Raw genomic sequence first — 20077 nt, forward strand, 5'->3', positions numbered from 1 at the left:
AATAATAAAATCGAGATTTTTTGCCGCTACATTATAAAGAAAGGCAAGAAAATCTATCCCAAAGGTAGTAAGTTTTTTCATTTTTGGGTGGAAAAAAGCTAGAAAAAAGCTAAACTAAATTAAAGACAGGCTTTACTTACTAAATTGATAAAGCCTGTCTTTTTGTTTCACAAAATATTTCCTATCCTGTTAACACTTATCTTAATGCACACATCCTTTATCATTTCTCCAGAAAGGCTCCTGCCCATCTTATTTAAAGGAGAAAATTCGACTTTATTTACTATTGGATTGGAAGTATTCTGAGGGACAAAATGACATTCTGTTCCCGTACAACTTACCATTTTATATATCCTGTCCACTCTAATATTCTCAATACAGCATTTGGTTCCACTGACCAACTCCTCTTCCGTTGGCACATACACCAAATCGTTCGGAGACAAATGGAACAGCAATTCATGTCCTTTTTCATTCCGCTCAGGGACAGCTCTTAATCCTTGTTTCAACCGTTCTACCACAATGTTTAAGGCAATAGTTTCATACGAACGGTTACCTTTTTCGTCTGCATAAATGGCAAAGAATAAATTCGTCCCTTTTGCTGCCTCAACATATTTAGCTTTCTTATTCCCTGTATATCCTACTTGGAACTTATTACCGATTGTTTCATACACACGTACTTTACGGATTGGCTGATGAGGCTTTCCATCATTGAACGCAGTAATATTTTGGTTCATTTCCTCGATGCCTTCCGGCGAAAAAGCCAGTTCCGGCTTATTATCCTTCACCGCTAAATAATTCAGAAGAATCTTTTGTATCCCGCTATCTGTTACAGATTCTTTTATAAATTTTTCGGTGAAAGAAGTGTCCAACGATTTCCGCACGGCGGCATTCTCCGTTTCAAAATAATAAACGTCCACCTTGGATACATCCTTTTTCTCATAAAGATATTTCCTGTCTTTGAAGTATTTATTGATTTTATCCGCATCGAATTTTCCGTATGCCGCACCGATTCTCCTTATTTCGTTCCTAAATTCTTTATCAACAATATTTTCTATGTTTTTCAATGCTTCGCTCAGTTTTACTTTCTTTATTCTCTGCAACGAAACTTTGGCAAATACCGTATCCTTGTGTAGAGGCTTCCGGATTGCCCAACTGTCGCCCTTCGCTTGCGATTTCAATACCTTTTTCCCATTTTCGTAAGCCTGATACTTGTTGGTAGTTTTATTTATTACCCGCAGGTTTTGCTTAAAGCTAACAACTATTTTCTCCAACTCATTCCGGGCATCGGTAGTGAAACTATCCCACGGCTTTATAAATTCTTTCGGTATTTCCCGTTCTACTTGTTTGCCGGCTTTTTTATCGAAATATGAAACCTGTTCGAACAATCTTAATTTTCGTTGTAAATCATATCTTTTCAGGTCGGATTTAGCAGACTGATTATTCAGGAGATTCACATGGTCCCTTGTAGCACAGGCAATAGCCAAAGCATCCATTGCATGATGGCGATGGTCGATACGTTTCTTTTGAAACCCTTTCGACAATTCCAAAGGAACAGTTGGCAGGAATTTCTGGTATTGCTCATTCCAGGCAGTAAATGCGGTAGTGTTTGTCAATATGTTCATTCGTTCAAAGCGAGAGATAATCAGGCTGTTCCAAACAGCATCCAAGCCCCAGTCTCGTTTTAATACGGTGGTTACGCTACCACTGCAAGGCACCATATTTTTTGAGGTAGCCTCCTGCTCCCCTTCTTCACGAACAACATTTGATAATAACCCCTTCACCATCTTACTGATATATCGGGTATCGTTCATTTGACGGTCGATAAATGATTCAGGGATATCTTCTAACAGAAGTTTAGTCCGTTTCGAACGGTTATTTGCATAATATTCTTTTACAAAGTTCTGATAATCTTCTTCTGAAAAGATTTCGACTACCTGTCCCAATCCCAATGGTACTTTCTCTCCATGATGTTCTTTTATAAACACTAAACCAAGTTGGTTATCTTTCAATCGATTCACAGCGGCCTCGCATATCACCTTATTGCTGAAACTGTCGTCAAAATAGCGGCTTTGCGGGATAATATGCTCTATCTCATACTCAGGAGTGAATAATTTGCCGAGCGGAATAAACTGTCCGGTATAAGGCGAACGATATTTCTGCTCCAGCCACAATTTATAACGTTGAAGCTCCGAGCTTGTAGGTTGTGCCGTTTTGCTTATTTTCAGAATATCTTCGGGAATCTCAACATTGGAATTGATAACACTATTTTCATAAATTTTCAATAATTCCTGTTGTATAGGAGAATATGGACGAACATTATCTACATTCAATTTTCCATCTGTATTTTCCTTCAATTCCATCAACAGGGCCTTGATACGAAGATTGGTGTTTTCATTTTCTGTAATATACGAAGTAAGCTGCTCCCGTTCTTTCGCTGTTTTTTTCATTTCACGTCCAAGTTCGATATGGATTTCGGAAATGTCTCCGTATTTCTTCCAGATATCCCGTACTACCCGTAGCGTTTCGGTAATCACCTGCTCTACAATAGGATTCCGTAGAGAATGTTGCTTAAATTCTTTTAGATAAGCATCAATATCCTGTGGCGTTTTCCAACGGATAATATCACTTGCTTCGGAATGACGATCATAAACGATATACTGTGCCAGCCATAGTTGCAAACCCTGAAAATCGTTTTCGCCATTCAGGTTTATCGCTTTCTCGCGAACGCGGTCTTTTATTTCCGCATCATATTCTCCTGTAAGTATCTTATCAATTCTGGCTTTTGTTTTTGCATCTATGGCATTCCATTCCCAATATTTGCCTAAACGCATTAATGGTAATAACTTTTTAATCGCCTTTTCGGAATATGTTCCGTATTCGCTTTTAAATGGCGGAAATTTTTTGAAGTTTTCTACAAAAGAAATTTCATCTATTTTGCATTTCTTTGCAAAGGAAGACAAAGCTTGCTCATACTCTTTTTTGTCTGTTACCGAATAGATTATATGCCATAAATTCTGTTCTATTCCGGATGTTAAGAAATCAGCCGGAAGATTTTCGACTTTTGCCAACCGTGTTTTTATCTGTGTCCCGGTCTCGTTGCAAGGATAGGTCTTATCTTCCACAAAGTTCCAGCGATGCGTTTTTTCTGTCAATTTAAAATACTTTAGCAGTGCTTTCTGATCGACTTCTTTCCGGTTATTCAGGAAATCAAAGAGATTCTCCTTATCATTAATACTTGCAATAAATTGTGAGGTAACATCTGCGTCATCATTTTTCCTGTATATTTTGAGATTATACATCCACTGCCAAAGGCGAAACTCCTGATACAGCGGATGGGATTTCGGTATGGCTTTCAGGTATTCTTTAATTTCGTTCCCGTCTCCATCTTTATATTTTCTAAACTCTAAGGAGCAGTTTGAGATAGATGATTTCTGGCTTTTGAGAGGGCGTTGGTAGAAAATAATATCGTTTACGAACAAATGGACAAAACCTTTTTTGCTCAGAATAAACTGATGAGCTTCATTATTGCGGTACAGTTCCCTAATGCAATCGTTATATAAGTCCTCGGAAAACAGTTCAGGTTGTAACTCTATTTGTTTTTTGAGAATGGCGATTAGTTCTTCTTTGTAAAACTTACGTTCGATGGTTCGTACCAGCTTGCCACGGATTTTCTGACTTGGATTCGACAACAGATTCTCATATATATATGTACCGACTGTTTTCCGGGAATGTTCGATTTCTGCTTCAGTTTTCTTTTTCAGCAATGTCCAGTCTTCTTCACCGGGTGCACGGAACGAACGCCTTTCATTCCCCTCCTTGTCAGTTTTTACTGTACCATCATCATTCAGGTCGGTAGTAACAATGAAATCCCTGACTTTATCTTTCCAGTCAAACAATGGGTTCTTGCTCGATCTGCGATAAATCCATCCGTTTTCCAAATGCAGAGAATACCATGTATCACCTTTGCTATTGGGTTTTTCGTCTGCTTTAACTTCAACAATTTTCAAAGAGTGAAATTCCACTAATTTATTCGGATTTTCTTCCTCCTCTTCGCCTCTCAATTGATAATAGCCACGCTTTTGGTTGAAATTCAGGATAATCCAGGCGAGTGCCTCTTTTTCGATTTTTTGCGACAAGGCTTTTTTTCGTAAATAATAAATTGTCCAATCGTATGGAATCTTCGTTTCCTTCCCATTCGGTTTTATATAAAACAAAGCCGGATTTTGTCGTTTAAAATCGGCCGCCATCTCTTCAAAAGATTCTTTGAAGATGAAATCATCATTGTATGCTAACTTAGGTTCGGTTTCATTGGCAAACTGTCCCAAACGCTTTTCAAAATCAATATATTTCTCATAATGTTCAGGCAGAAAACCGAGAATATGAAGAATACGGTGTAACCGTTCCCGACGCAGCAAATGTCTTTCCCTCAATCGCCTTATTCCCCGAAACCCTGTTCTTGCCTCTGTCTGCGAAACAGAATTTCCCTTGTCGAAGTTCCCCAAGACATCCTGACTCATCGGAATAATCCGGCTACCCATACCTAATATTTTTTGAGCATCTTTATCTACCAATGCCCACCCAATACTGTTCGTGCCTAAATCCAAACCTAATATCTTTTTCATGCGATATAACTAATTTGTGTTTTAAGGTTAAAAAAACACATGACCTTATATTATAAACTTTTGTAATAAAATCATGTTTCGTTTCACAATCTTACTTTTAGCACTTAAAGGTAAATTATTTTTAACAATCTCTTGGATTTTTCAAAGAAAAAATTTATGTTTGTAAAACAAAATTAAAAGCTTATCACAATAAGGATTATTCCGTTGTGAAAACATTTAAGGCGGGAAGTAATTCTCGCCTTCTTTTTGTCATGTTCTGATATCGGTTGACAGGTTATAAATAACCATTAATCATATCTGCATATAGGTAAATTATTCATTTAGTTACCCAAAAGCCGGATTTTTGATCCTGGATTTCTTTTATGATGAATTTACCCAATGGGCGGAGGGGTCCACGTCAGATCTTAAACTAGTCAGGGCTGCTCTTTTCCATATAAAGAAAATGCTTTAATTTTTCATGTTACATTTACGCTTATATTTTTGTGGACTTTGCCGAAGGCAACATTCCTGGTTTATATAAGCTATCGGTTATGTAAAATATTGCAAATTAACACATAACAAACGGTTTTGCTGCTTGTTCCACCCTGTTACCTACCTGATTCCGGTAACTACAGGGATAACGGACAGGTAATGTAAATATCGTAATATTATACAATATTTTATTGTTTGGTAAAGTGGCCGATCAAAGTAATTCAGCTCTTCTAAATTAGTTGTGTATTATTCTGTTCGTTTCGTCGGTGGACATGGTACATATTTTTTACAGCTCCACAGGATGCAAAAATGGGATGTAATTGATTTTCATTTGATAAGAAACAGAAAGAAGAGAACTGTTAATGACTTAAAACGATCAAAATACCTCATTCTACTTTGTTCTCATAGATTCAAATAACTCTTTGAAGAAAGGTACACAATGTTTTTAATACAGAAAACACCACAGGATTAATGACTTTATATCTAATTTTTATTATTTTAGGGAATTGTAACGCACAAATGGAACTATACTATGGGACTAACTCATGAAGAATTTCAAAAAGCCAGACGGATAAGCAGGGAAATCCAGGCCCATCTGGAATCAATCAATAGCGATGGGTTGCGCTCCACAGATCTTTATCCGGTACTCGCCCGAAAGAACCTTATTGAGAAAGATAAAGACAATGGAGTACACTTCCGCAAATTTTTGCGCTATCTCTATGAGATGGGAGTCCTGGAATCTTTGATACCACAATGCAAGCCGCAGAGGAATGCAAACAGTGATATTTTCATGGAGTGGTATTTCTATCGGGTACATCAGGAAGAATGCTTGCCGGCAGAGCCAAACAATGAATACAGGGAAATAAAAATGCCTGAACTTACGGATATCGAAATTGACGAATTAATCAAACAGGCAAGGCCGCATATTGAGAGATTACCTAAAAGAGAAATGAGTGATTTTACCTTTCCTCAAATAGAAACGAGAAAACTCTATTCCCGGGCATACGAGTTCTGGTCTGCCGGGGAAATCGAGATTATGACCAAGGCATACGCTAAATTCAAAAAAATAGATAAAGTCGCTGAGTTACTGAAAAGGCAACCAAGCGCAGTAAAGAGGAAATTAGAGGAACTGAATATAGAAAAATAAGCATCAAAACCTTTCCACTAATGATCAACAACCTTAAAATATCCATACCGATAGAAGAAGCCGAAGTAAATGATGTCGGAAATTATTTTGAACTTCTGAAACTGCCCGGGGAATTTCTGTTAATTCAGCAAGAAGACAGCCAGTTCTATTTCTTATGTACAAATGATTGTCCTATTGAAAAGATATGCCTTTTGTTTGATTGGTACATCGTTTCCCGGGATAGGTTTAACGGATCACTGCTGATCGGGGCCGGTTTGGCAGGAGAAGATCATGCCGAAGGGGAAGTCTATAGATTGAAGGATGAACAAACCCTGTCTCTGTGGCGGGATATTCTTCACTTTACTTTTATGAGCGACTTTGTCCGTCAGTTTTTTCCTTATACCAACCATTTCAAAGGAAAACTGCAGGTAGATAATGCCTTATGCTTCTACATCCATGACTATCATCCTGTCTCTCATCAGAAAGAAATATCTACTTATCAAAAGAAAGTCTCTAACCTTGTTTTTCGTTTTAAGGAGGGAAAGCAATCGGCTTTAGTAGCCAAACTTTTCTCTCTGGCTATCCTGCGCATGCCCTTTTTTAAGGAGCTGGAGAATCCGGTACTTATACCTATACCAGCCGCAACAAGGGAACGGAACATACAGCGGTTTGCCCGGTTTAACTATATACTGGCTAAAAGATTAAAAATAGAGGATGGCTTCAAAGCAATATGGATAAAGGAAGACCGGGAACAGATGAAAGGACAAACCCATCGGGATAAGATCTTCAATCTTGACTTCAACACCAGATATATAAAAGGTAAAAACGTTCTTCTGGTAGATGATATATTTACGACCGGGGACAGCTTTGTCCAGATGAAACGGAAACTGATAGAGTTAGGAGCCCGGTCTGTAATTGGACTATTCTTTGGGAAAACAATACTGAAATAAAAAGGTTGATACGCTCCGAAGTTTTGCGATCCTTGATTTTAAGCAGATAATGATTTAGGAATAATCGGGACCTCGTCCCGCTTTATTTTTATAGATTCAAATACCTCGATTGCATAAAAGCAGGCATTCTTCAGACTGTAAATATTACCTGCCTGTTTTTTCACCTTACTGCTTTATGATCCAAAAGAAATGTATCTATTCTGTTCAGAGAATAAATACACTTCTCGAAGAAATTAAATCTTTAAATTAATAATTTTTAAACCATAATCTTCGTAAATTTAGTTTATTGTACTATCTTGACTTTTAGATATCTCTGTTTGTAATTCATTACATTTTATCCATTTATTCATTGTACTATCATATATAACAGGTGTGATTTTCAGACTTTTTCTATACCTATCTGTTGTTGGATAAATCCTGATAATATTAAAGCTTCTGGCTCTATCATACTGTGGTGCGTATCCACCAGTCGTACCTGTAGATAAGGTGGTTAATTGTTTAATTTCTGAATAACCGGAATGATTTAAAGAAGAAAAAGAAAAATTGTACAATCCGGAAAAATGACAATGCCCATTTAGCAATAAATCACAACCCTGATTTGTTAACAATTCAATAATTTTTCCGGCATTTGTTATTCCTTGATTTTCGTCCAAATCATTTTCAGAGAAAGACGGTAGTACATTATGATGAAAAGTTGCAATCCTAAATTCATTAAGGGCAGAATCTTCTCTCCATTTATTCTTTATATATTTAATAACTTTTTCGCTTATACTACCACAACCTTTTAGCTTTGGATCTAATGAGACAGAATTAAGTCCGAGAATGTTTATTTGACCATTTTTATATTTTTTAGAGAAACACAATGAATCCAAATTCTTTGTATCTAAACCCATGTCGCTGTGTCCGGACAGTTTATTGAAAAAGTCCTTAGAGTCTCCAAAAATTTCCTCATATAACATTTTAGATGGCAGTCCTGGTTCTTCCGCTAATACGCCTTTTTCAAAATCATTCCAGTTTACATCATGATTACCGGGAACTAACAGTAGTTTATTTAAATCATTATTCGTTACAGATATTATCTTTCTTAACAAAGTGGCAACTTGTTTGGATTCGAGTAAGGGATTTTTTGCCGCAAAATCTCCGGAAAAAATAAAAAAATCTATCGGCGTATTTTTGTGCTCCTCTGATATAAATTCTATAAGGTTATCAAATAGCATCTCTTGATTTTTCTTCCGCGAATTTTCTATAGTGGAATCATAATGAAAGTCACTCAGATGAACAAAAGTGATGGGAGTAAATTCTGAGATTTGAATTATTTCATCTATAAAACGTTCACTATCACTTTTATCATATATGTCAATCAGATAATCCCGACATTTTTTTCTAACCTCGGCCAGGTCATCATTGTATTTGTTTCTATGGTAAGTATATATAGCAAATTGATTTTTTTTATTCAATATCATTGTTACTAAGTCACTCCATATTCCTTCATTCATTTCGCCAAAATTCAAATCAATAATTATTAAATCAAATCTGATTTTTCCACTATCAAGATTTTGAATGGCAATAAATCCTCTAACTATATTTGCCTCGATCTCGAATCTTATATTCTTGTTTCTGTCTTCAAGAGCTCCTTTGACCAAGCTTAAATTTTGATAACCCAATGAATCCGGATTGGCCCAATCGTCATCAATCCATAATATATTAAATTCGTTTTTACTCATAACTTTTTTTATGAATTTTTGTTATATATAGGTCGTTAATTATCTTATTATGAATCGTATACAATTGAGGAAAATAATCATAGTAATCTATATCAACCATATACCAGTTTGATTTTGAGTTTATAACGAGGTTAACAATTCCTTGCGCAAATTCGCTTGGGCTAATTGTATCTCCTAATTCATTTTGAAAATGATACCATGTCCAGATCCCATCAAGCATACAGGCATGCTGTTCACTGGATGTGTTCAGAAACGAACTAATTGTAGATATGTCCCGGTAATAATCGAAGGTTACCTCAATTGTATGCCAATTGTCATTCCTTCGTGTTTGGTGTTTCCTAATGGAATCACCGTATTCTACTTTTTGAGGCAGCGTTGCAATATAAAGCAACTTGTCAAAAATAAGCATTTTATTTTCGACATAAACAGATTTTCCACTATTTCTTGGCCCGATATGGAATTCTATTATTCTATTTTTCATTCTATTCTACGTTCTTTCAACGGAATAATTAGTGTTTTTTGATTATCATCACCTTTTAGTTCCCAGAGTCTGTTTTTATTATATGAGCTGAATAGTTTTTTTAAATTTTTCAATCCGTTCCCTCCTTTTTGGGGATTTTTGTGACTTGCAACAATATCATTTTCCTGATTTAAATTATCAATAACTTTTTTCAGTGTATCATATTCTTTTGTATTGTCAGAGTAAATTAGAAAAATCATATTAAACTCTTCTTTACATTCTACCGTGATCCAGACAGAATTTATGTTGTTGCGGATGCCTGCTTCCCGGGAATTCTCAATCAAATTATGTATTAATCGTCCTATTAGTTCTGAGGGTATTTTAATTTTAATTTTATCTTTGACCGTAAAGTGAATAGTCAGATATTCCCGATAGAAGTTATATATAACAATATAATTATTTATAGTGGTATTTAAATCCGGAATCTCATCCGGATTAATCAGCTTTTCAAACCTGGATCTGATACTTTCATCAATCAGGGAGTTAATTTTGTAAAGCCCTTTTTTAGCATCCCTCAGGTCTATATCCCACTTATATTTTGAAGCACTTTCTTCGGCCTGTTTAATATTATTACCGATTGTGGAGATTGCATTTCCAAAATCATGTTTTATGATCTTTTTCAGAGACTCGATAATATCTCCATAATTTGACATCTGTAAAGTTTGTATATGACTTATTTTTTGATTAATATCTATCATTTCTGCTGTTAGTGTTCTGTAGTCCATAGATAATGAGGATTGTATTTCCGTTAACTCAGGGAAAGACAAATCAACTAAACCGACATATTCTAAGGATTCAAAATCAATATGCTTTTCTCTATTGACAATAGAATCCACTTTTTGCTTATCAATATCCAATTCTGTTATTAAAACAGAGATATAATCATATAATTTATTATAGTATTTAATCGCTTCATCCCAATTATTCAATGTTATATGTGTTTCCGCTAATCTAAAAAGGAGTTTAGTATATATTTTATTAAAGATAGATTTGTGGTTGGAATAGTTCATATAAGACAAGCCTTTTGTCAGGTTGTCGATAACCTTCTTCCGTCTTATAATCTCATTTTCAGCGGTAGACCAGAATGATTTTTCGAAGTAGGCAATTGATATATTTTTTCTATCTCTATATTTATTCGCTTCGTTTATACATTCGTTTAATGTAAATTCAGCCTCTTGATTTTTCAAGTTAGATACTCTACTATATAGCCACCGGCTTCTCTTATAGTCCTTGCTGTCAATCGTTTCAATTATTTTTCGGAAAAAGCCTATAAAATGAATATTTCTGATATATTTTGCTTTCGGATTTTTAAGTATATTTTGAATTAAATCATCGTATTCTTTTAATAAAGGAGTCAGCGCCTTGACATTTCTCTCTTTTATAGAGTTATCTATCTCCAGTTCAAGATATCTGAATTTGATTCTTTGAAGACTTAATGAGTGAATACCGGTAATTGATATCAATTCTCGATATATCCTGAGGCTTGCTTCATAATCAGTATCTTTTATATTTTTAGCATATGTATCCAGGCAGATGATATTTCTGCGAGTCGTGTCATTATCATTGGTTATTCTGTTATAAACAATTTTACTATATGCGATACTTATCCCATTTCGTTGTAAATAATCCGAATAAAATTTTGACAATAAAACAAGAGCATAGGGAAAAAAAACGCTTTTTTTTGAGACAAAGATGGCTTTGTGGAGGAAGTCTTGTGCTTGTTCATAGTTCCCTTGTTCTTTATGATACTTTGATAGTTTCCTATAATATTCAAATTGAAGCTCTTTAGAAGCTTCTTTAACTTCGACGTTTTCAAATATTTCAAATAATCCGTAAAAGCCCAAATACGTAATCGCACTTAATGACATAGTCAAATATTTGATAGCTAATTTATAATTAATTAAATGGCTTGCGATTATAGCAGACAGCCATTCAATAGATGGTAACTCAACATCAGATCTCCAACCGTAAGATGAGGGATTCAGTACATCATCAAAATGTACAAAATTCTTGTCAATTACAGAATAATCAATACTTTTTCCGATAGAGACCAGAAAAGAAGTCTTATCTAAACATAAATTAGTATTCTTTTTTTGATAATTAACCAGTTCTTTGTTTATCAAAAAAACCAATTTGGTAAATTGTTCTCCATGTATATCAGGATATATCATAGGTTGTTGATTCTGTATTTTTTATAGGTATGTTTCCCAGCATATATAAACTTCTGATTCTTGGCGTTAATAAGGAATACTTATAGGAGTTTTCAGCCTCCTCTTTGAAAAAAATACAATTATTACTAATCGGGGTTATATCTTTTATTTCAATAAGGCGGTACTCTTTTAAATTTTTTTTCTCATTTGGAGCATTACGTATATGTGTTGTACCATCACCAAAAAGAAGTTCCATTTTTTTTGTAAAACAGTTAAAATACCAGATTTTATTTTCATTAAATATTAGAACCACATCTATTTGGGTTACATCTGTGTCAATTTTATTATACTCTCCTGTTAAATCGCAAACAATATTTTCAAAATCAACACTGAAAAATTTAATTCCTTTAACCGTTTCTTCAAAAAGTACTGTTTCCCTTTTAACAAATCTGTTTTTTTTTGCTTCTAAAAAACAGAAAGCTTTTCTATCTTCATCCATAATTATGATTCCCTTATCATATTTACAAAATGATGTCGGCAAAAAATGTTCATTCGTTAAAACGTCAAGATTCTGGGAGAAAACGCATTTTTCCTTTGAAGAACGGAACTTAGAGATATAAATAGTTTTCATCTTTTTACTAAGAATATATATGTCTGCTTCAAAATCATTTATATCAAATATTTCTATGCTTATATCATCCTGATCAATAGATTCAATGCTACCAGGAAAAGGGATAACAACTTCTTTTACATCTTCTCTGTCATTAAATCCATTTTCAAAAATAGATATTTTAGATATATAAAATTTATTATCTGCTTTTTGAAGAGCGTACAGATTTTTCTTTGTACTTTTTAATTTCAGAATAGAATAATCTGACTCATACTGTTCTAGTTTGTCTAATCTCAGTTTATCTTTAGCTAACTTTATTAACGAATTATTATAACCTTTATAAGCCTTTGCGTGCGGAAAATATTGGGAATATATTACATTTGAGATATTTTTTTTTAGAAAAAACACTTTTTCATATGCTTCAACATATGTAATTTCATCTACATTTGGAGGGATAGCCAATTCTACACTTGGAACTATAAAATTCGCTTCATTATCTTTATATGGCAGGCGCAGGTCGTATCCTGCGAGTGCCCAATATCTACTGTTCCCGGAAAAGTCTATCATATTAGTTAAATAAAAGGTTAAATATTCACAATCAAAGGAAATGAATATTTTTGATTTTAACAATATTAATGACTTTCTAATCTTGAGAAAGTATAGGTAAATATTAGAGATGCATTAAGAAATCTTGACTGAAAGCTGTATTTTAAAATATGCTGCGAGGATAGGTACAAGTTTTATTTTATACTATCTAAATCCTGTAACCCTCTTTTCCGCAGTTATACTTATATGCGGCGGAAATATATATACCATTACTATATATTTTCGCCACACTGCATAACGATTCACGGAAAAGACAGTTTCGGAAAGCCATGCAAGGGTACATCGTTTTAGCTGTACACCTGCCTGTAACGGATGGTTTTGCAAAATCATCTTCACCAGACTTTCCACACCAACGATTTTTCGTCCTTTCCACTTAATTGAGAGTCTCTCTGGCAGGTGTTTGCATGTGGTATATGGCTAAAACGGGGGTGTCGCTGTTGGTTGTGGCAGGTATTTATATACTTGTCCGCAAAGCGCTTAAAGTCATCTCCTTGCCGGTTCGGATTATACTCCCCCTTATCTCCCTGCTTTGCCTTATCCTTATCTGCATGGCAATAATCATATTTATCCTTTAAAACCAAATCATTATGCAAATAATAAACATAAATAAATCAAAGACAGCAGCGTTTACAGGCTCAAATACAATCCGGTATGAATTATTTCCCCCTTGCTCTATCCTTAGTATCCCTTCATTTGGGTTATCTGATGTTTTCATATCGTTGCTGTCTGTTGTAAATTTATTTATAAATGATTTGGCTATGGAAACTGATATTTTCCGTCCAATCGCTTTTCCAGCGCCTGCATATCCTCATCCACCTTTTTGTTTATTATTTTAGCATAAATATGTGTCGTACTGATATTCTTATGTCCCAGCATCCGGCTGAGTGTCTCGATAGGAACACCGTTCGACAGGCAAACGGTAAATTGCTTGCTTCATTATTTTATTGCTTCCTGCCAGATTTAAGGAATAGGTTGAAAATATTCAATTATTCTTAACAAATAAGTGTTGGTAGTTAATTGATATACCTGTTACTTTTGTTACTTTTTATTTTAATCAATGAAGAGGGTCAGGAGATAGAATTAATATCTTTGATATGATATATATTATAAGCATATTGAGACCTATGGCCTGTAATCAATCTAAATAATAATTTGTAACTTTGAGAATCTTAATTAAACGCAAAATCTAAAAAAACAAATGAAAAAAGTAAGTGTGGGCTTATTGCTCTTCTTTGTATTTTCGATTACTGTTTTTTCCCAGCAGCAGTATCGGAGACCTGTAAAACCGACAAAGAATGTCATAGTAATGATACCGGATGGAACCTCTATCGGAGTTGTTTCGGCTGCACGCTGGTATCAGATTTATAATAAACTGGGCGGAGATAATCTGGCTGTTGACCCTTATCTGTGCGGTACGGTGAAAACATTTTCATCCAATGCACCTATTGGTGATTCTGCCCCTACTACCTCTTGTTATATGACGGGAATGCCACAGCAGACCGGTAATGTAGCTATTTATCCGGTTGCTGATCCTGATAACGATCTGGTTCCCGTAGATCCCGCGATGGCTTATCAGCCTTTGGCTACAGTATTGGAGGCCGCTAAATATCAGCAAAATAAAGCGACGGGATTAGTCGTTACGGTGGAATTTCCGCATGCTACCCCTGCTGATTGCTCGGCACATTATTATGCACGTGGCAAATATGAATATATAGCGTCCCAAATGGCATACCAGAATCTGGATGTAATGTTTGGTGGAGGAAACTCTATACTGACAGACGATATCAAACAGCATTTCAAAAATACAGGTACCACACTGATTCAGGATGATGTTAAAACTTTCAGATCATTTAATGGAAAAGAGAAAGTTTGGGCATTATTCAACGAAAGGGAATTGCCGTACGATCTGGACCGGGACCCTGAACAGATCCCGTCTTTACAGGAGATGACTCAAAAAGCGTTAGACAGGCTGTCACAAAATGAAAACGGCTTCTTCCTGATGGTAGAGGGTAGCAAGGTGGACTGGTCGGCACATGGAAATGATGCGGTGGGATGTATTACAGAGTATCTGGCCTTTGATAAGGCAGTAGCTACAGTAATGGATTTTGCGAAGAAAAACGGGGAAACAACAGTGATCGTACTTCCTGACCATGGAAACAGCGGATTCACTATCGGGCGCAGGGATCTGAAAAGTTATGATAAAGCAACCCTTGATGACTTGTTTAAAAATGTATCCAAGTTCAAAAAGACAGGTGAGGGACTGGAAAGAATCTTACTGAAATCCAAGCCGGAAGAGTTTAAAGCGATATTTAAAGAATACACGGATATCGACCTCAGCGAAGAAGAACTAAACCTGCTGTTGAGTTCAAAGAATTATAAAGAAGCAGATTATATGAAGGTAAGTAACAGTGTAAATATGGGTTCCAGCATCATTAATATTATGGATTCACATACTTATTTCGGTTTCACCACCGGAGGACACACCGGAGAAGAAGTCTTTCTCGCGGCTTATCACCCCAATGGAGATATACCGGTAGGAATGAATACAAATGTGGAGATCAATCAATACCTGTGTGATGCGTTTGGATTTAAGACACCTTTGACTGAAATGACCAGGGAAATATTTGCAAAGCATACAGATGTGTTTAAGGGTATGGATTATACAATCGATAAGTCGGCCGGTTTTCCTGTGTTGAAAGTAAGGAAAGGGAATGTGACTTTATCTGTTCCCGCCTTCAAATCGGTAGTGTACTTAAATGATCAGCCTGTGACACTGTCTTCAGTTGTAGTCTATATAGATAAGAATGATACATTTTATCTGCCGAAGAGTCTGGCCGGTAAATTGTAAATTATAGTAATATAGCAAAAGGACTGAAAACCCAGTCCTTTTGTTTTTTATCTTCCTAAGCTTGCTATATTTATAGAATCTAAGACGGTTGCCATTTTACCTTTGTGGAGATAATACCAGACTGGATTTTTACTTACAGGTTTCACTGTAGCATCCGGTTTGTAGAATGTTCTTTCTATATCGTTATCACAGGTAAAATATTCACCGAGATCGATAGGCTCATTACCTTTGGATGTTACGATGAACATTCTCCCACCGATAACAAAATAGCCATACGGGTTTTCGTCAGTACGGAACATATTGCACCATGAATTATCTATTGCTGTTACGTCGAAGTAGAGTTGCCCGTTTTTCCTGGAAAATGCTATTTTTGTAGCGGGCCATAAGAATCCTTTGTTCTTCCTGAGAATCATACTATGTATATCGGACGCAGCAAATTCAATAGCTTCGTCTTTTACTTCTATATAGGTTAGGGTAACCTTGTCTTTCTCTATTTTTGTACGGGGTGGAGTAGCGAATGTTTGTAATGAACAAAATGTAATAAGGATGGACAGTAGTTTTATTCTAGTCATAAGTAATATAAGTATATAATTAGTTCCGGTGCAAAAATATAAAACTTTATTAGTTTTATCTATACTAAAATCAAAATGCTATAAATAGTTAATGTTTTTTTTCAAGTCAAACTATTATTTTACATTTGCGACAAGGAAATTAAATAATCATAACTTATTAAGAGTATGCGTAATATAATACAAAATATAAAAAAAATAACGCTATTCCTTTTCGGTGTCATTCTCATTATATGGGGCTATAAGGTAAATGCGGCGAATAATACCGCCAAAGCTGAAGAAGAGAATGACAAGGCTGCTAAGGAGGTAGAGGTTCTCCCTGTCACTGCAACTGAAAAAGAAGACGAGAAGCCCCAAACGGAACAGCCGGCAGAAGCGCAACCTAAAGAGGTGAAGAAGGAAACTCCTGTGAATACTCCGGCAAAACCGAAAGCTGTATCTACTGTACCCGCTGTAAAAAAAGAAGCGGAGAAGAAAGTAGAAGTAGAGCCGAAGAAAGTAGAAGAACCAAAACAAACAGTAATAGAAAAAGCGACTCCGGAAGAAGCTTCGGGAACCGAGTAATTAATAATGGAGTTATTATACAAGGCACAGACGCGTTTCCTGTTTCATGCTCATATAAAGATTAAAGTATCTGCTTTTTACGACGACGATATTTTCGATGAGTTATATGCTGTTCTGGAGGATGTTGACAAAAACTATAACTCCTATCAGCCGGATTCATATATAGACCGGATAAATAAACATGCAGGACACTTTGTTGAGGTTGACGATGAAACGGTTAAGATATTAGAACGGGTTATCAGCTTATCCGGTTACTTCGATGGTACATACGATATTACTATCATGCCACTGATTCGTCTATGGGGTTTCTATAAGGATAAACAGCAAGGCGTACCCTTTTCTGGGGAACTCATGAATGCAAAGAAGCTAATTGATTACCGCAAAATTGAAATAAAAAAAAACCGGGTCAGGATAGCAAAAGAACAGGAAATAATCACAGGTTCTTTTATCAAGGCTTACGCGGTAGATAAACTTGTGGAGAAGATGGCTGATATCGGTATCACGGATGCTATTATCAATGCAGGAGGAAGCACTATCCGGGCAATCAACAACGAATCGCATCCGGCGTGGCAGGCAGTAGTGAGAAACCCGGATAGCGGGCAACAGCTTTTCAATCTGGACATAAGTAACGAGTGTTACTCAACATCGACCCAAGAGAAGACTTTTGTAGAGATAGGAGGAAAAAAGTACGGACATATATTGAATCCTAAAACAGGGTTTCCATCTGCGACAAAGCAGGTTGGCATAATAAGCGATAATTGTATGACCGGAGATATCCTCTCTACTGCATTGTTTAATGAAACGGCAGAAGGTTTTCTGCAAAAAGCAGATATGCTGTCTACTGATTTTAAATTCGAAGGCTTCTTGATAGATGAGGATGACAAAATGACCTGTACAAAAGGTTTCGATGCCTTAACTCATCATTTATAATTCATAACTTATAATCAAAATTCTGCCTATGATGCATATTTTTTCGATGAAGAGCAAGACCAAGAAGCAGAAGATTCAGTCTCTCGAAGATGCTCCTGTTCTTTACATACCTTTACTCAGATCTTATGGCTGTATGTCCGAGCCTGTTGTAAATGTAGGGGATAAGGTAAGGAAATACCAATTGATAGCGCGGAGTATAAACCATATGCCGGCTAATATGCATTCCCCGGTTTCGGGAATAGTGACCGATATAAGGGAAGCTTTGCAAGCTGATGGTTTTATGGCGACTACAGTTGTGATAAGTAACGATTTTCAGGAAACAGAGGTCGAGCTGCCGAAAGGCGATACAGGTTCTTATACTTCCAAACAATTGATAGAACTGATAGAAGCAGCCGGAATAGCCGGAGAGGGTGGAGCTCAGTTTCCTGCATCTGTGAAATACAGACTGGATGGCCACAAGATAGATACATTTATCATTAACGGTACGGAATGCGAACCATATCTGACTGCCGATTATGCACTGATGGCGGAGCGTACAGAAGAACTATTCAAAGGGATCGGCATAGCGAACAGAATACTTCAGGCAGATGATGTTGTTATCACCATCGAAGAACAGAATAGGGAACTTCAGAAGGTATTCAGACCATTTCTTCAAAGAGCCGGATATAAGAACTACCGTGTCGTTGTTCTCCCGGACGAATATCCCCAAGGTGGCGAACTCCAGCTTATCAGGTCGGTAACGGGTATCGAGATGCCGCGTTCGCAACGTCCCCGCGATATAGGGGTTATCGTTAGTAATGTAGGAACTATTTGTGCCATATATGACGCAGTGGTAAACCGCCATCCGGTAATTAGCCGGACAATAACCATATCGGGAGAGGAATCACGCAACGAGGGTAATTTTGAAGTTAAGATAGGTACGCCTGTCGGTCATTTTATAAGACTGTTTGGCTTGTCTGTTACAAATAAGACAGTTGTATTGGGAGGCCCTATGATGGGACGGGGTATTACCGATTGGAATGTACCAGTATCGAAAGGTTCGTCCGGAGTACTGTTCTTCCGTAAAGAGAAAATCAAGCGCAGTAATTGCATATCCTGCGGCTATTGTGTAGATGTATGCCCGATGTATCTGATGCCGATGAAATTCGAAGAAAATTTCCGTAGGGGGAAATACTTCAATCTCGAAAAATACAGTATCAGCAGCTGTATAGAATGCGCTGCCTGCGAATATATTTGTCCGAGTAATGTTCCTCTGATAGAGAGTATAAAGGAGGGGAAAATCAAATTAAAACAACTGGCAGATGCAATACGATAAAATGATATATGCTCCTTTTGTAAGGAAAGATGTAAGTACCGGCAAAATAATGACCGATGTCATAATATCCTTACTTCCCTGTATAGCCGTATCATATCTGGCTTTTGGCTTTGTCCCTTTGATGGTGATACTTGTTGCTGTGGGTAGTGCTTTGGTAACCGAATTTATCTTTTCCGCGATCTTTTTCAAACAGACAGATTCTGTAGCCGATGGTTCAGCCATTATAACGGGCATTCTGTTATCGTTTACCATCGCGCCTTTTACGCCTCTGTATATCGTCGCGTTCGGCGGAGCCATGGCTGTACTGTTCGGAAAACTTCTTTGGGGCGGGATGGGGCGCAATATATTCAATCCGGCTTTGGTCGGACGCGAATTTATGGCAATATTCTTTCCCGTGGTAATGACTTCCCGTACTATATGGTATGACAAAACATCTGTAAATATACCTGAACTCAGTCTTTTCGGAGATAAATTCTTCGACCAGCTGGTATATAAAGCATCCGGGGCGATAGGAGAGTATTCTGTCCTGTTGTTAATCGCAGGAGGAATATTTCTTTTGGTGCGTCGCCGGATTTCGTGGCATATACCTACAGCCTTACTGGTAGCATTCACCGTTCTACTATTGATATTCTCAGCATTCACTCCATATAGCATACAGTTTTCGTTAGGAGGTTTGTTATTGGGGGCTATCTTTATGGCTACCGATATGCCCTCCAGTGCCTCTACTAAATGTGGGAAACTCTATTATGGCGCAATGATAGGCGTTGTAGCCATTATCTGTATTCTCAATGACGTAAAATACGAATACATGTCATACTCAATTCTTCTGCTCAATGCATTTGTACATCCTGTCAACTGGGTATTCCGCCCAAAGGTATGGGGTGAGAAGCTGGATGTATATACCCGTCTGTGGCAGGCATTATCCGTCACGGCTGCTATTCTGATTGCTACATTTGCTGTAATATACTTACATCATTTAGGAGCCATTATGTATTTGGTATTTATTTTTATCCTGTATTGTATCGTGCGGTTTATAGCCAAGGATATGGGGCGAAATACGATTAACAGTTAACAG

At 36.6% G+C, this 20077-nt stretch carries 14 protein-coding genes; 7 read left to right on the forward strand and 7 right to left on the reverse strand.

The annotated features are described in order from the left end of the window. Positions 1-167: 167 nt before the first annotated feature. Positions 168-4619 carry a type II CRISPR RNA-guided endonuclease Cas9 gene (gene cas9 / locus ACFO6W_RS09455; RefSeq protein ID WP_379995684.1) on the reverse strand — a complete coding sequence of 1484 codons (4452 nt, stop codon included), beginning with the start codon at positions 4617-4619 and terminating at the stop codon, positions 168-170. A 1003-nt stretch (positions 4620-5622) separates the two neighbouring features. Here cas9 and ACFO6W_RS09460 point away from each other — a divergent pair. Both ACFO6W_RS09460 and ACFO6W_RS09465 read left to right on the forward strand, forming a co-directional pair. Continuing rightward, entirely contained in the window at positions 5623-6237 is a 615-nt protein-coding gene (locus ACFO6W_RS09460; RefSeq protein ID WP_379995686.1) for a hypothetical protein, read from the forward strand. A 20-nt stretch (positions 6238-6257) separates the two neighbouring features. Then, positions 6258-7166 (forward strand): ComF family protein, encoded by a 909-nt coding sequence (locus tag ACFO6W_RS09465; RefSeq protein ID WP_379995688.1) that lies wholly within the window; start codon positions 6258-6260, stop codon positions 7164-7166. Positions 7167-7444: 278 nt separating this feature from the next. Here the strand turns inward: ACFO6W_RS09465 and ACFO6W_RS09470 are convergent, their stop codons facing one another. The 5 genes from ACFO6W_RS09470 to ACFO6W_RS09490 all read right to left on the reverse strand — a co-directional run bounded on the left by ACFO6W_RS09470 (position 7445) and on the right by ACFO6W_RS09490 (position 13357). Next, the gene (locus ACFO6W_RS09470) at positions 7445-8890 is read right to left on the reverse strand and encodes a metallophosphoesterase family protein (RefSeq protein WP_379995690.1); all 1446 of its coding nucleotides are present in this window, start codon (positions 8888-8890) and stop codon (positions 7445-7447) included. After that, positions 8883-9371, reverse strand: coding sequence for a bifunctional adenosylcobinamide kinase/adenosylcobinamide-phosphate guanylyltransferase (locus tag ACFO6W_RS09475; RefSeq protein ID WP_379995692.1), 489 nt, complete (start codon positions 9369-9371; stop codon positions 8883-8885). The genes ACFO6W_RS09470 and ACFO6W_RS09475 overlap by 8 nt, the downstream gene beginning before the upstream one ends. Continuing rightward, on the reverse strand, positions 9368-11581 hold the full coding sequence (locus ACFO6W_RS09480) for a hypothetical protein (RefSeq protein ID WP_379995694.1): 2214 nt from the start codon (positions 11579-11581) through the stop codon (positions 9368-9370). Before ACFO6W_RS09480 ends, ACFO6W_RS09475 begins: the two co-directional genes overlap by 4 nt. Then, complete coding sequence (locus ACFO6W_RS09485) at positions 11568-12737, reverse strand: hypothetical protein (RefSeq protein ID WP_379995697.1); 1170 nt, start codon at positions 12735-12737, stop codon at positions 11568-11570. Before ACFO6W_RS09485 ends, ACFO6W_RS09480 begins: the two co-directional genes overlap by 14 nt. A gap of 371 nt (positions 12738-13108) precedes the next feature. Further along, on the reverse strand, positions 13109-13357 hold the full coding sequence (locus tag ACFO6W_RS09490) for a hypothetical protein (protein WP_379995699.1): 249 nt from the start codon (positions 13355-13357) through the stop codon (positions 13109-13111). A 617-nt stretch (positions 13358-13974) separates the two neighbouring features. Here ACFO6W_RS09490 and ACFO6W_RS09495 point away from each other — a divergent pair. Next, positions 13975-15624 (forward strand): alkaline phosphatase, encoded by a 1650-nt coding sequence (locus ACFO6W_RS09495; protein ID WP_379995701.1) that lies wholly within the window; start codon positions 13975-13977, stop codon positions 15622-15624. Between the two features lie 47 nt (positions 15625-15671). On the opposite strand, the gene ACFO6W_RS09500 is transcribed toward ACFO6W_RS09495, so the two are convergent. Beyond that, on the reverse strand, positions 15672-16196 hold the full coding sequence (locus tag ACFO6W_RS09500) for a hypothetical protein (protein WP_379995703.1): 525 nt from the start codon (positions 16194-16196) through the stop codon (positions 15672-15674). A 165-nt stretch (positions 16197-16361) separates the two neighbouring features. On the opposite strand from ACFO6W_RS09500, the gene ACFO6W_RS09505 reads away from it, so the two are divergent. The 4 genes from ACFO6W_RS09505 to ACFO6W_RS09520 are packed head-to-tail and all read left to right on the forward strand — an operon-like array spanning position 16362 to position 20074. Continuing rightward, complete coding sequence (locus ACFO6W_RS09505; protein ID WP_379995705.1) at positions 16362-16757, forward strand: hypothetical protein; 396 nt, start codon at positions 16362-16364, stop codon at positions 16755-16757. A 6-nt stretch (positions 16758-16763) separates the two neighbouring features. Beyond that, a complete protein-coding gene (locus ACFO6W_RS09510; RefSeq protein WP_379995707.1) occupies positions 16764-17687 on the forward strand; it encodes an FAD:protein FMN transferase in 924 nt (307 codons plus the stop codon). A 28-nt stretch (positions 17688-17715) separates the two neighbouring features. Then, positions 17716-19002, forward strand: coding sequence for an electron transport complex subunit RsxC (gene rsxC, locus ACFO6W_RS09515; protein ID WP_379995710.1), 1287 nt, complete (start codon positions 17716-17718; stop codon positions 19000-19002). Next, the gene (locus ACFO6W_RS09520) at positions 18989-20074 is read left to right on the forward strand and encodes an RnfABCDGE type electron transport complex subunit D (RefSeq protein WP_379995712.1); all 1086 of its coding nucleotides are present in this window, start codon (positions 18989-18991) and stop codon (positions 20072-20074) included. Before rsxC ends, ACFO6W_RS09520 begins: the two co-directional genes overlap by 14 nt. The last annotated feature ends 3 nt before the right edge of the window (positions 20075-20077 follow it).

The sequence above is a fragment of the Dysgonomonas termitidis genome (assembly GCF_042654545.1).
Classification (GTDB): Bacteria; Bacteroidota; Bacteroidia; order Bacteroidales; family Dysgonomonadaceae; genus Dysgonomonas; species Dysgonomonas termitidis.

What these genes read in the sequence shown, in the direction of transcription:
- cas9 (WP_379995684.1), bottom strand. Translation starts at nt 4,619, where the DNA reads ATGAAAAAGATATTAGGTTTGGATTTAGGCACGAACAGTATTGGGTGG.
- ACFO6W_RS09460 (WP_379995686.1), top strand. Translation starts at nt 5,623, where the DNA reads ATGGGACTAACTCATGAAGAATTTCAAAAAGCCAGACGGATAAGCAGG.
- ACFO6W_RS09465 (WP_379995688.1), top strand. Translation starts at nt 6,258, where the DNA reads ATGATCAACAACCTTAAAATATCCATACCGATAGAAGAAGCCGAAGTA.
- ACFO6W_RS09470 (WP_379995690.1), bottom strand. Translation starts at nt 8,890, where the DNA reads ATGAGTAAAAACGAATTTAATATATTATGGATTGATGACGATTGGGCC.
- ACFO6W_RS09475 (WP_379995692.1), bottom strand. Translation starts at nt 9,371, where the DNA reads ATGAAAAATAGAATAATAGAATTCCATATCGGGCCAAGAAATAGTGGA.
- ACFO6W_RS09480 (WP_379995694.1), bottom strand. Translation starts at nt 11,581, where the DNA reads ATGATATATCCTGATATACATGGAGAACAATTTACCAAATTGGTTTTT.
- ACFO6W_RS09485 (WP_379995697.1), bottom strand. Translation starts at nt 12,737, where the DNA reads ATGATAGACTTTTCCGGGAACAGTAGATATTGGGCACTCGCAGGATAC.
- ACFO6W_RS09495 (WP_379995701.1), top strand. Translation starts at nt 13,975, where the DNA reads ATGAAAAAAGTAAGTGTGGGCTTATTGCTCTTCTTTGTATTTTCGATT.
- ACFO6W_RS09500 (WP_379995703.1), bottom strand. Translation starts at nt 16,196, where the DNA reads ATGACTAGAATAAAACTACTGTCCATCCTTATTACATTTTGTTCATTA.
- ACFO6W_RS09505 (WP_379995705.1), top strand. Translation starts at nt 16,362, where the DNA reads ATGCGTAATATAATACAAAATATAAAAAAAATAACGCTATTCCTTTTC.
- ACFO6W_RS09510 (WP_379995707.1), top strand. Translation starts at nt 16,764, where the DNA reads ATGGAGTTATTATACAAGGCACAGACGCGTTTCCTGTTTCATGCTCAT.
- rsxC (WP_379995710.1), top strand. Translation starts at nt 17,716, where the DNA reads ATGATGCATATTTTTTCGATGAAGAGCAAGACCAAGAAGCAGAAGATT.
- ACFO6W_RS09520 (WP_379995712.1), top strand. Translation starts at nt 18,989, where the DNA reads ATGCAATACGATAAAATGATATATGCTCCTTTTGTAAGGAAAGATGTA.